The following is a 13004-nucleotide window of genomic DNA, read 5'->3' on the forward strand; positions in this document are numbered from 1 at the left end:
GGGTTGGCTAATAAATTTAATCAGAAATGCTTTGCATCAAGATAATTTCCAAACTGTCGGTTTTGCCTTCGATGGCGTTGACAAAGGCTTGGAAATGGGCGCTGGCATTATGCTCGTCAATTGCAGCCTGCGACTGCCAGTTTTCGATAAATACCAAACGGTCGGGCTGATTGATGTCTTGATGCAGGTCGTAGCTGATATTGCCTGCTTCACGGCGGCTGGCCGAGACCAATTGTTGAAACTTCTCAAGCAGCTCTTGGCGGTGCCCGGCTTTGACAACAATGGTGGCGACAATTTTAATGCTCGACATGTTCACACTCCGAAAAATGATAACAGAATCAAATATACTTGATTTTCCGGCTTGCCGGATAGGTTTGTTTTCAGACGGCCTGAAAAACAAATACGACAGGCCGTCTGAAAATACCGGTCAGATTTTTAAAATCCGTTCACCACGGCCGATGCCTGCCGCACCGGTACGCACGGTTTCCAAAATCAGGTTTTTGCTGACGGTTTCGAGGAAAGAATCGAGCTTGTCGCTGGTGCCGGTCACTTCAATGGTATAGCTTTTATCGGTTACATCCACCACGCGGCCCCGGTAAATTTCAGCCAGGCGCAGCATTTCGTCGCGATCTTTGCCGATGGCACGGATTTTAACCAGCATCATTTCACGCTCAACAAAGCGGCTTTCGTTTAAATCCACCACTTTTACCACTTCAATCAGCTTGTTGAGCTGTTTGGTAATCTGCTCCAACACCGCATCGTCACCGTGGGTAACGATGGTCATGCGCGAAAGGGTTTTGTCTTCCGTAGCGGCTACAGAAAGCGAGTCGATGTTGTAATCGCGTGCGGAAAACAGGCCGACCACACGGCTCATCGCGCCCGATTCGTTTTCCATCAGGATAGATAAGATGTGTCTCATGGCACGCTCCTTGTGTCGTAATCTCGATCGTTTACATCGTTTACATCGCTATCTTGCGGCGTTTCACGCATATGCGGCGGCAACACCATTTCATCCAGGCCCTTGCCGTTGCCCACCATCGGGAACACGTTTTGTTTTTTATCGGTGATAAAATCCATAAACACAAAGCGGTCTTTCAGCGCCAACGCCTCACGCAGCGCACCTTCCACATCAGAAGCTTTTTCAATGCGCATGCCCACATGGCCGTAAGCTTCGGCCAATTTCACAAAATCGGGCAGCGAGTCGAAATAGGTTTCCGATTCGCGGTTGCTGTAGTAAAGCTCCTGCCATTGGCGCACCATGCCCAAATAGCCGTTGTTCAAACAAATGGTTTTAATCGGCAGCTTGTATTGGAAACAGGTGGACAGCTCTTGGATATTCATCTGAATCGAGCCTTCGCCGGTGATGCAGCACACATCTTTGCTCGGGTCGGCCAGATAAGCGCCCATCGCATAGGGCAAACCCACGCCCATAGTGCCGAGGCCGCCTGAATTGAGCCATTGGCGCGGCCGTTCAAACGGATAATATTGTGCGGCAAACATTTGATGCTGGCCGACATCGGAGGTGATGATGGCATCATTGTGGGTGATTTCCGCCAATGTTTTCACCACCATCTGCGGCAGGATGATATCGCCTTCGGTATCGGGAATACGCAGGCAGTTACGGCTGCGCCAGGCTTCTACGGTTTGCCACCATTTGCCCAACGCGGCATCATTCAGGGTAAGCTCCTGTTTTTTCCAGATGCCGATCATTTCACGCAAGACGTTTTTCACATCGCCCACAATCGGCACGTCTGCTTTAACACGTTTGGAAATGCTGGAAGGGTCGATATCGATATGGATAACTTTTTTCGGTTTTTCGGTAAATTTTTCCGGCACCGAAACCACGCGGTCATCAAAACGCGCGCCCACCGCCACCACCACATCGGCATTATGCATGGCCAAATTGGCTTCATAAGTGCCGTGCATGCCGAGCATACCGAGAAACTGTTTGTGCGACGAAGGATAAGCACCCAAGCCCATCAGCGTGCCGGTGCAAGGTACGCCGGTCAGTTGTACAAACTCGATTAATTCTTCGGAAGCATTGCCCAATACCACCCCGCCGCCGAAATACACCAATGGGCGCTTGGCTGCCGCCAGCATTTGGATGGCTTTTTTGATTTGACCGGTATGGCCTTGCGTTACCGGCTGGTAGGAGCGGATAAAAATGTCTTCCTGCGGATAGCTGAACTTGGCCATGGCCTGGGTAACGTCTTTGGCCACATCGATAACCACCGGGCCGGGGCGGCCGGTTTGCGCGATTTGGAACGCTTTTTTCACCGTGTCGGCCAACTCGTGGATGCTGGTTACCAGAAAATTATGTTTCACACACGGGCGCGACACGCCGATCATGTCGATTTCCTGAAACGCATCACTGCCGATGGCGGGCGTGCCGACCTGACCGGAAATCACCACCATCGGAATCGAATCGCTATAGGCAGTAGCAATGCCGGTAATCGCATTGGTGGCACCGGGGCCGGATGTGACCAGCGCCACGCCCACTTTGCCGCTGGTGCGCGCATAGGCATCGGCCGCATGCACGGCTGCCTGTTCGTGGCGCACCAAAATATGCTTGAATTTGTTTAACTGGAAAAGCGCATCGTAAATTTCGAGTACGGCGCCGCCGGGATAGCCGAATACGTATTCCACGCCCTCGGCTTTGAGACTTTGCACAAGGATTTGTGCACCTGATAATTGCATGGCAACCTCTTTTGTGTTGCATGTAAACCAATAGGAGCCACCGGCCTCGCCACCGCACCTGTAATGCGATTTCTGCAAGCAGCGGTTTAGGGTACGCGCATTGCAGAAATCCGGCGACAACCAAGCAACCCAGTCAATTGATTTAGATGCTTTGAGAGTTTATCGAAAAAGAAGCCACACGATAACGCAAACCCCGCCCCCAAGCAAGACAAAAACTTTCACTTTTTAACAAAAAAAATTCATAAATCCGCTAATCTCTGATTTTTATCAAAATATCCTGCCCGCAAAATCGGTTACAAATACGCAAATCGGGCAGTGCTGCCATTGCCGCACTGCCCGATTCTGCCGGTTGCATATTTTATTTACCGCTTCAGCCCTAAAGATTGCTGCGGCCGTAAATAGAAATTTGGCGCACCCAACAGGGATCGAACCTGTGACCTCCAGCTTCGGAAACTGACGCTCTTCCAACTGAGCTATGGGTGCATAAGCCTGCGGCCTTCAATCTTTGATTAATTTTGAAGCACAACAAGCTTTAGGGGCGTAAGATTAACCCAAATCGCGCAAATAGGCAAAGTTTTTATGTCTGCCCCGCTCCTGATGATGCACAACAGGCTTTTCAGACGGCCATTTCATGATAAATTTACTTTTTTTGAAACAAACCGGCCATTAAAGATTGGAAAGCCTCTGCGAATTCAGTATAATCCAGCAAATTATTGTTAATTCAAATTAACAAAAACCATAACATTTTCGTCACAACTACCAAAACGGCGAGGCCAACCAAATGAACCGACTTACCAACAATAAAGCCCGAGGCTCTGCACTCATTACCCTCTTGGGCGGGTATCGTTATTCTGCTTGCAGTTCTGTTTTTCCTGGTAAAACTGGCTACCAGCGGCTATTACAGCGATGTAGAAGAAAGCACCCAGTCTGCCACCGAAACCCGCATCATGCCTGTGGGCAATGTGACCATGGGCGACGGCACGCCCGTCGGCGAGCGCACCGGCGAGCAAATTTTCAACAAAATCTGTATCCAATGTCATGCTGCCGACAGCGTGGTACCCAACTCTCCGAAAGTGACCCACAACGCCGAATGGGCACCGCGTATCGCCCAAGGTTTCGATACCTTGTTCAACCATGCGCTTAACGGCTTTAACGCCATGCCGGCCAAGGGCGGCGCGGCCGATCTGACCGACGACGAGCTCAAACGCGCCATCGTATTTATGACCAACCAGTCGGGCGGCAATTTTGAAGCGCCCGCCGTAGGCGCTGCCACCGATGCGGCAGCCTCCGGTGTTGCAGCTTCCGATGCCGCACCCGCAGCCGGCGCAGCAAGTGTCGACGGCAAACAAGTGTTCGACAGCCTGTGTATGGCCTGCCACGCCGCCGATTCTGCAATTCCCTTCTCACCAAAAATTACCCACAATGCCGACTGGACTGATCGCATCAAACAAGGTAAAGAAACCTTGTTCAAGCATGCCATCGAAGGCTACACCGGCCCCGACGGCGGCCTGATGCCGCCCAAAGGCGGTAATGCGGCACTGACCGATGAAGAAGTGAAAGCGGCGGTTACCTATATGGTCAACCAATCCGGCGGCAATATCTGATTTTGCCTGATATGCCAAAGCGCATCCTTTGCGGGTGCGCTTTTTTTATAGCCGCTCAACCGAATTATCTCAATCATCTTACCTTACGTGAGTTTGGGATAAGATAATCCATGAGATATACTGCTTTGCTCCACCCTGGGGTGTCCTGATGTGTCGTTTATAAGGGGATTTTTGCTCTTGAAAATGTAGATGCCAGGCAAAAAGCACAGCAAGATTGGGTATCTTGCAAGGCTTTTTAACACAACAGATGTATTTTTAGCGCCAAAAAGATGATGATATATGACACATCAGGACACCCTAACCCTCCCTCGTGGGGGCGGGGAAGGGAGCAGAATGCCGCAATACCAAGCGATAGGTTATTTTTGTGAATAGATATAAATGGGCAAAAAACAAAGATACTTTGTGTGGCAGCAAAACAGGCAGGCCGTCTGAAAGCCTTGTTTTACCAAGCTTTCAGACGGCCTGCATTCATACCGCATCAGCGGTTGGAGCCTTGCACCATATCCAATAAAAACAACCGGCAATCCAAATTACCGTTAAACAACGGAATTTTGCGCTTGGGCTGCAAACGCATCAGCTTGGGCATATCGCGATCAGCAGTCAGCATGCCGGCCAACCAGCCGGCATAATGCTGCTTGAGCCAACTGCCCAATTGCGGATACAGCGCCTGCAAAGCCTGTGTTTCGGCCAATCTTACGCCATAGGGCGGGTTTGAAATCATGATGCCGCCCGCTCCGTTGGGGCGTGCTGCTTGGGCATCTTGCACCTGCCAGCGGATTAAATCGTTGACTTCAGCCGCTTCTGCATTGGCTGCCGCAGCCCGTATCATATGGCGGTCATTATCGCTGCCCGCAATCGGCGCAGCGGTTTGAAACACCACTTTTTGCTCGGCCTCACGGCGGATTTTATCCCACAAGGCTTTATCAAACCCTTGCAGCTTTTCAAAACCAAAACGGCGCATCAGGCCCGGGGCGCGGCGGGTTGCAATCCAGGCGGCTTCGATGGCGATGGTGCCGCTGCCACAAAACGGGTCTTGAAACGGCTGACTGCCGTCGTAACCGGCCAGCAACAGCAGGCCTGCCGCCAGATTTTCGCGCAGCGGTGCTTCGCCGGTGTCTTGCCGGTAACCGCGTTTAAACAAGGCTTCACCACTGGTGTCGATAAAAATCTGCACGGTTTTGTCGTTGAGAAAAGCATGTACGCGCACATCGGGGTGGAGTTTGCCCACACTCGGGCGGGCACCGCATGCATCCCGAAAGGCATCACACAAAGCATCTTTGATTTTCAGGCCGACAAAATCCAAGCTTTTGACTTGTGCGCGCTTGCCTTCCACTTTTACTTTAAAAGTTTGCGCCAGTTCAAACCAATTGCCCCACTTGATATTGCGGGCAAGTTTATAAATATCGTCTTCATTGCGGTAGCTGCCTTTGGTCAGTTGCAGCAATACGCGGCTGGCAGTGCGCGTATAAAGATTGGCACGGTAAACCTGTTCCAATGGGCCTTTGCAGGCCACGCCGCCGTCGGTCGGCTCAATCTGCGTGCAGCCCTGCCCCGCCAACTCGGCAGACAATATATTTTCCAGGCCGCGCGGGCAGGTAACGAAAAGGGAATAAGTGGTCATGGATGTTCTTTATCTAGATGCCCGGCGGTCTGCCGGCGCGGATGGGTAATCGTGTGCGCATTATAGCTCATAATGCCTGTCTGTTCCGCCTTATCCCCGTTCACAAAAACAAGCCCATAAGTTGGCGAACTAAAGACAGCGCAGTTAATACGGGGTTGATTAACTCGGTGCTTCAGCACCTTAGCGAAACCCGTCCTCTTCGAGCACAGACGAATCAATGCGGTTAGGTTATTTTTGTGAAAGGACTTAGCTCAAACAGAAAGTTCACGGGCGGCGCCCACGCTACATCTGCATTGCCAACCGTTACCGGCAATTCTATTAAAGCAAGGCCGTCTGAAACCGCACTTTACCGTTTTCAGACGGCCTGACCTTAACCTATCGGCAAACGCTTAACCGGTGCTGTCAATCAACACTATTCGGCATTACTGTGAGCGGTGTTGGTGGGCAGTATTGTAGCGTGGGCTCCGCTCACGGAAAAACTAGCCATACCGCCTTCAGATCGCCGCCTTGTTAGCTTGTTTTGTGAATGGATATTATCCCAAATCAAGGCGAAACTGTTTATACATACTTTCATTATCAATCACACATGCCGTCTGAAACCCGTTCAGACGGCATGTGTGATCGTCACAGCGTGGCAGCCTTTTCGGTTTTTCAATCTTGCGGTGCCGCGTCTTCAGCCAGCGCAGCCAACACCGAAGCAAGCAAGCCGGGGAAACGTGCATCTAAATCTTCACGCCGCAGTGATAATTGATATTCGCGCCCATGGCGGATCTGCCACACCACCCCGCTATCCCGCAAAATACGCCAATGATGGGTCATGGTAGATTTGGGAACCCCGGGTAAAACCGCACAACACGGGTGCGGCCCGCCCTCTGCAATCATGCGTACAGCCGCCAAGCGCAACGGATTGCCCAAAGCCACCAATACGTTTTCCAAGCGAATCTGCTCACGAGCCGGATGATTAGCCGGTAAATTCTGCGAAAAAATGCGTGTATTCATGCTGCGGATAGTATGCACAGCTTACGGCTAAGTCAAGCCGCCGCATACCATACGCAGGCCGTCTGATGCCTGCCCACAACAATAATCTAACGGCATTGGCGCGCCTTACCATACACGTGCACCATCTTCGGCTTATTGCCTTGTTCAGCTTACTTGCGTGCATGGGCATTAACCGCACAATGGCTGCCGCTGCAACAGAAATTTGGCCAAGGCCTCTCTGCTTAATAAAAAACCGGAATCCTGTAAAGAAGATTCCGGTCTTGAACAGCATCAGCGGTTATAGCGTCACGGATTGCGGCGTACCAAGCGGTAATAAGTTTCTCCGCTTTGAATATAACCTAAATCTACACGGGCGATTTCAGCGATGGCATCCTGCCCTTCGGCCAAATCCATGACCTCCGCCGCCAACGCGGTGTTGCGTAAAGCGAGCGCCTGGTTTTTTTCTTCCTGCGCCACCACCCGGTCTTGCAGCTGCCACATATCGCGCCAACCGCCTTTGGAAAGCCAAAGGCTGTATTGAAACCATGCAATTGCAGCCATTAAAACCAAAGTCACCCACTTCATGGTTTATGCCTTATTTGCCCAGTTGGTAGAAGGCGGCTTTGCCGGGATAGTAAGCGGCTTCGGCCAATTCTTCTTCAATGCGCAACAGTTGATTGTATTTGGCCATGCGGTCAGAGCGGCTCAGCGAACCGGTTTTGATCTGCATGCAGTTGGTGGCTACAGCCAAATCAGCAATGGTGCTGTCTTCGGTTTCACCCGAGCGGTGGCTCATCACGCTGGCATAGCGGTTGCGTTTGGCCAGCTCGACGGCTTTAAGGGTTTCGCTTAAGGTGCCGATTTGGTTAACTTTAACCAGCAGGGCATTGGCTACACCTTTTTCGATACCTTCGGCGAGGATTTTCGGATTGGTAACAAACAAATCGTCGCCCACCAATTGCACTTTGGCGCCCAGTTTTTCAGTCAGCAGTTTCCAGCCTTCCCAGTCGTTTTCGTCCATGCCGTCTTCAATGGAGATAATCGGGTATTTGGCCACCAATTCGGCCAGATAGTCGGCAAATTCTTCGCTGCTGTAGGCTTTGCCTTCGGCTTCGAGGTGGTATTTGCCGTCTTTATAGAACTCGCTGGAAGCGCAATCCATCGCAAACAACACGTCTTCGCCCGGAATATAGCCGGCAGCTTTAACAGCTTCTTCCATCAGTTGCAGAGCTTCTTCGTGGCTGTTCAGGTTGGGGGCGAAACCGCCTTCGTCGCCAACGGTGGTGGGAAAGCCTTTGCTGTCGCACAGTTTTTTCAGCACATGGAAAATTTCCGCGCCGCAACGCAGGGCTTCACGGAAGCTTGCCGCGCCTACCGGCATAATCATGAATTCTTGGATATTCAAGCTGTTGTTGGCATGCTCGCCGCCGTTAATCACGTTCATCATCGGCACAGGCATGGCCATCGGGCCGGCACCACCGATATAGCGGTAAAGCGGCAAACCTGCATCTTCGGCGGCGGCACGGGCTACAGCCATAGACACGGCCAAGGTGGCGTTTGCGCCCAAGCGGCCTTTATTGTCGGTACCGTCCAAATCGAGCATGATTTGGTCGACATAAGATTGCTCGCTGGCATCGATGCCGATTAAAGCTTGGGCGATTTCGTTGTTGACGTGCTCTACGGCTTGCAACACGCCTTTGCCGAGATAACGGCTTTTATCGCCGTCACGCAGTTCCAAAGCTTCTTTCTGACCGGTAGAGGCGCCGGATGGTACGGCTGCGCGACCCATTACGCCGGATTCGAGCAACACATCGCACTCTACAGTGGGATTACCGCGCGAATCCAAAATTTCGCGGGCAAAAATATCAACAATTGCGCTCATGCAAGTCTCCTAAAAACAAAACAATATTAACTAACCATCAATCTTTTTCAGACGGCCTCAAACTTTATCTCAACGCCCACAGGCCGTCTGAAGCAATATTACAACGCGGAATTATACTGATTCAGGCCGTCTGAAACGAGTATTTTCCCGGATAAATATGAAAAACTTGTGCAACATCAATCTCTATCGCCATTCAATTGGAATCATCCTACTTTGTTGGCTCGCTTTGCCATACGATTTATGCGGTTTCCGGCCCGCCGCTCCGTATGATGATGCAATTAAACGGCTCTATACGCCATCAATGGGCTGCCCGCTTGCGGCCAACCCATTGTTTCATATATTAACGCACATGGTAGTTTGGTGCTTCTTTGGTAATCTGCACATCATGCACGTGCGATTCGCTCATACCGGCCGAAGTGATTTCCACAAATTCGGCTTTGGCATGCATCTCGGCAATGGTGGCGCAACCCAAATAGCCCATGCTCGAACGCAAGCCGCCCATCAGCTGGTGGATAATCTGCACAATCGGGCCTTTATAGGGCACACGGCCTTCGATACCTTCGGGCACATATTTGTCGCTGCTGTCTTTATCTTGGAAATAGCGGTCGGAAGAGCCTTGGCTCATGGCGCCCAGCGAACCCATGCCGCGATAAGACTTATAAGAACGGCCTTGATACAGCTCAATTTCGCCCGGCGCTTCTTCGGTGCCGGCAAACATACCGCCTATCATCACGCAATGCGCACCGGCCGCCAGCGCTTTGGCGATATCGCCTGAAAAACGGATGCCGCCGTCGGCAATCAGCGGCACGCCGGTGCCTTTGAGCGCTTCGGATACATTATGAATTGCCGTCAGTTGCGGCACGCCCACGCCGGCCACAATACGGGTGGTGCAGATTGAGCCCGGGCCGATGCCCACTTTCACCGCATCCGCCCCTGCGGCCACCAAATCCAGCGCCGCCTGTGCCGTGGCGATGTTGCCGCCGATAACCTGCACATGCGGATAATGCTCTTTTACCCATTTCACACGATCAAGCACCCCTTGGCTGTGGCCGTGGGCGGTGTCTACCACCAGCACATCCACCCCGGCTTCCACCAGCGCTTTCACACGCTCGTCGGTATCCGCACCCACACCCACCGCAGCGCCGACACGCAAACGGCCGTCGGCATCTTTGTTGGCATTGGGAAATTCGGTATTTTTCAGAATATCTTTGACCGTAATCAGGCCTTTAAGCTCCCATGCATCGTTCACCACCAAAACGCGCTCGACTTTATGCTCATGCATCACATCGCGCGCTTCATCGATGCCAGTGCCCACCGGCACGGTCACCAAGCGCTCACGCGGCGTCATAATGGCCGACACGGGCTGGTCGAGGCGTTTTTCAAAACGCAGGTCGCGGTTGGTAACCAAGCCCACCACTTTGCCGTTTTCCACCACCGGCAAGCCCGACATTTTGCGTTTGCGCTTAGCCTGCATTTCCAGCAGCTCGCCGATCAGCAGCTCCGGCCCGATGGTAACCGGGTCTTTAACAATACCGCTTTCGTGGCGCTTGACTTTGGCCACGGCATTTGCCTGGCGCTCGGGCGTCATGTTTTTATGGATAATGCCGATGCCGCCTTCCTGTGCCATCGAAATGGCCAGCCTGGCTTCGGTAACAGTATCCATTGCAGAAGAAAGCAAGGGGGTGTTGAGGGTGATGTTGCGGGTGAGCGGGGTTTGAAGTTTGACGTCGCGCGGCAGCACTTGGGAATGTGCGGGAACCAGCAAAACATCGTCAAAGGTATAGGCTTTTTCTACGATACGCATGATGCTCAGGCTTTCTCGGTTTGTGCAAGATGCACGGCATTGTAGCAAATTTACGCCGCTATTAATAGCGGTTTACATAAATAAACCCAACACTTCATCATGACATCAAAGTAAGAAAACAGTACAATTGAGGCCGTCTGAAAACCACTGATAAAAGTATCGGATAATGCACATTACCACACTTGCCAAACTCATTCTCACCGGCGCGCTGGCGGTCTCTGCCCCGCTGTCTGCCGCCGAAGTCTTCACCTGGAAAAACCACAGCGGCACCAACACCTATTCCGACGTGCCGCGCAACCTCAAGCCGGCACAATCCGGCAGGGTTAACGTGCGCACCCGCAGCGTAACCCCCGCCGTGCCGACACAACCGGCCGTTGCCGAAAATCAGTCGCTGGCCGATCAGCAAAAGCAGCTCAGCGAAGAAATCGCCCGCCAAAACAAACAAGTAGAAGCGCAAAACCAAAAAATCGAAGCAGAAAACCGCCGGCAGCAAGAGGCCAACTGCCAAACCGCCCGCATCAACCGCCAGTTTGCCGAAAGCGCCCGCGTCAACAACCGTGCCGATTTAATCGCCCGCTACGATGCCGATATTGCCAAATTCTGCAATTAAACACACTCTGCCGAGGCCGTCTGAAACACCGCGTTTCTTTCAGACGGCCTTTTACTGCCTCCAGCCCAACAATTGTTAACAATTTATTGCCAATGCTATTCTTCTTTGCTATGCTGCAACCATCACTTTCCGGCTGCTGAAGCGGCCTTCGGGATTCAACCATCTACCTGTTAAAGCAGCCTATTACCGCCATCGGCATCAAGACACGGCGCTTTAAAAAGGCGGGTCGGATCGAACAGAGCTGCGGCACAGCAGCGTTTATAGTGGCCACACTATATATTCGGAGCGCACCCATCATGATTCAAATCAACCTCAACGGCCGTTGGCAGCAAATCGACCGAATCGACCCCAACACTACCCTGCTGCACTATCTGCGCCATCACGCCGCGCTCACCGACAGCAAAGAAGGCTGTGCCGGCGGCGACTGCGGCGCCTGCTCGGTGTTGCTCGGACAGCAGCAGGCCGACGGCAGCATCCGCTACCGCCACATCAACAGCTGCATCGCCCTGCTCGCACAAGCACACAACGGCTACATTGTCACCGCCTCCGCCCTCGCCACCCTGCACGATTCAGACGGCCTGCATCCGGCTCAACGCGCGCTGGTCGAGCAACACGGCTCGCAATGCGGCTTTTGCACGCCCGGATTTGCCGTGGCGCTGGCCGCGCTGTATGAAAACCATTCCGGCCGCGCCGCCGACAAAGCTCAAGTGCATACCGCCATTTCCGGCAATTTGTGCCGCTGCACCGGCTACCGCCCGATTGTCGAAGCCGGATTGAGCATGCACCAATATGCAGCCCATGCAGGCCAAACCGCAACGCCAGCGCCGCCTCCTGCCGCCGATTGCGCCGAACTGAGCCACAACGGCCGCACGCTGCTGATTCCGCAAAACGAAGCCCAATTGCAGCAAGCCTTGCGCCGGTATCCCGATGCCGTATTGTGGGCCGGCGGCACCGATTTGGGGCTGACCCTCACCCAACAATTCAAACAATACGACACCATTATCTGCCTGCACCAAGTGGCCGAACTGCTTCAGACGGCCTCGAATAAACACAGCATCGATATCGGCGCGGCGGTGTGTTATCAAGATGCTGAAACGCTGCTGCACGAGCATTTTCCCGCATTCGGCGCACTGATGCACCGCTTTGCCTCACAGCCCATCCGCCATCTCGGCACCATCGGCGGCAACATTGCCAACGCTTCGCCCATCGGCGACACTCCGCCGGTTTTATTGGCTTTGGAGGCGGAAGTCGAAATTGTCGAAGTGCTTTCAGACGGCCGCCGGCACCACACGATTGCGCTGGCCGATTTCTTTCTCGACTACAAACAAACCCGCCTGCCTAAAGCCGCCTATATCCGCAACATCCGTATTCCGCAACTGCAAGCCGGGGAAGCCCTGCATGTTTACAAAGTGAGCAAACGGCCGGAAGACGACATTTCCGCCGTGCTTTTCGCCGCCAAAATGCGCATCATCAGTGGCCGTATCCAAGCCGCCCGCATTGCCTACGGCGGCATGGCGGCCATTCCGAAGCTGGCCGTGCGCACCGCCGCCGCGCTGGTCGACAAGCCGTTTGAGATAGAGAACCTGCAACAAGCAGCCAACCACCTGCCGGATGAATTCTCGCCGATGAGCGATGTACGCGCTGGTGCAGCTTACCGTATGCAGGTCGCACAAAATCTGCTGCTGAAGCCGCTGCTGGCAAACGAAACCGCCGAGGCCGTCTGAACAGCTGTTCATCAAGGCAATCCGGCTGCGTTGCCGCTGTTTTATCCGCTAACGGTTATCAATGGCAATCACAAACCAACAAGC

The 13004-nt window shown here is 53.0% G+C and carries 10 protein-coding genes, 1 tRNA gene and 1 pseudogene; 3 read left to right on the forward strand and 9 right to left on the reverse strand.

All coding sequences use genetic code 11. The features are described from left to right. Positions 1-16 precede the first annotated feature (16 nt). The 4 genes from LVJ83_RS09570 to LVJ83_RS09585 all read right to left on the reverse strand — a co-directional run bounded on the left by LVJ83_RS09570 (position 17) and on the right by LVJ83_RS09585 (position 3180). Positions 17-310 carry a putative quinol monooxygenase gene (locus tag LVJ83_RS09570; protein WP_244784279.1) on the reverse strand — a complete coding sequence of 98 codons (294 nt, stop codon included), beginning with the start codon at positions 308-310 and terminating at the stop codon, positions 17-19. Between the two features lie 117 nt (positions 311-427). Beyond that, positions 428-919 carry an acetolactate synthase small subunit gene (gene ilvN, locus LVJ83_RS09575; protein WP_244784280.1) on the reverse strand — a complete coding sequence of 164 codons (492 nt, stop codon included), beginning with the start codon at positions 917-919 and terminating at the stop codon, positions 428-430. Then, positions 916-2697, reverse strand: a complete 1782-nt coding sequence (gene ilvB / locus LVJ83_RS09580) for a biosynthetic-type acetolactate synthase large subunit (protein ID WP_244784281.1) — start codon at positions 2695-2697, stop codon at positions 916-918. Before ilvB ends, ilvN begins: the two co-directional genes overlap by 4 nt. Positions 2698-3104: 407 nt before the next feature. After that, a tRNA-Arg gene (locus tag LVJ83_RS09585) sits at positions 3105-3180 on the reverse strand. A gap of 298 nt (positions 3181-3478) precedes the next feature. Here LVJ83_RS09585 and LVJ83_RS09590 point away from each other — a divergent pair. Then, positions 3479-4301: pseudogene (locus LVJ83_RS09590) on the forward strand (c-type cytochrome). Positions 4302-4779: 478 nt separating this feature from the next. Here LVJ83_RS09590 and LVJ83_RS09595 read toward each other — a convergent pair. The 5 genes from LVJ83_RS09595 to guaB form a co-directional block, all read right to left on the reverse strand. Beyond that, complete coding sequence (locus LVJ83_RS09595; RefSeq protein WP_244784282.1) at positions 4780-5922, reverse strand: THUMP domain-containing class I SAM-dependent RNA methyltransferase; 1143 nt, start codon at positions 5920-5922, stop codon at positions 4780-4782. A 651-nt stretch (positions 5923-6573) separates the two neighbouring features. Next, positions 6574-6921, reverse strand: a complete 348-nt coding sequence (locus LVJ83_RS09600; protein WP_244784283.1) for an ArsR/SmtB family transcription factor — start codon at positions 6919-6921, stop codon at positions 6574-6576. Between the two features lie 285 nt (positions 6922-7206). Then, positions 7207-7485: a cell division protein FtsB gene (ftsB, locus tag LVJ83_RS09605; RefSeq protein ID WP_244784284.1), complete on the reverse strand. Its 279-nt coding sequence runs from the start codon at positions 7483-7485 to the stop codon at positions 7207-7209. Positions 7486-7495: 10 nt separating this feature from the next. Beyond that, positions 7496-8782, reverse strand: coding sequence for a phosphopyruvate hydratase (eno, locus tag LVJ83_RS09610; protein ID WP_244784285.1), 1287 nt, complete (start codon positions 8780-8782; stop codon positions 7496-7498). A 340-nt stretch (positions 8783-9122) separates the two neighbouring features. After that, the gene (guaB, locus tag LVJ83_RS09615) at positions 9123-10586 is read right to left on the reverse strand and encodes an IMP dehydrogenase (RefSeq protein ID WP_244784286.1); all 1464 of its coding nucleotides are present in this window, start codon (positions 10584-10586) and stop codon (positions 9123-9125) included. A gap of 166 nt (positions 10587-10752) precedes the next feature. Between guaB and LVJ83_RS09620 the strand changes: the two genes are divergently transcribed. Continuing rightward, positions 10753-11196: a DUF4124 domain-containing protein gene (locus LVJ83_RS09620; RefSeq protein WP_244784287.1), complete on the forward strand. Its 444-nt coding sequence runs from the start codon at positions 10753-10755 to the stop codon at positions 11194-11196. A gap of 296 nt (positions 11197-11492) precedes the next feature. Further along, positions 11493-12920 carry a xanthine dehydrogenase small subunit gene (gene xdhA, locus LVJ83_RS09625; RefSeq protein WP_244784288.1) on the forward strand — a complete coding sequence of 476 codons (1428 nt, stop codon included), beginning with the start codon at positions 11493-11495 and terminating at the stop codon, positions 12918-12920. Positions 12921-13004: the final 84 nt, after the last annotated feature.

Source organism: Uruburuella testudinis (assembly GCF_022870865.1).
GTDB classification, from domain to species: Bacteria; Pseudomonadota; Gammaproteobacteria; order Burkholderiales; family Neisseriaceae; genus Neisseria; species Neisseria testudinis.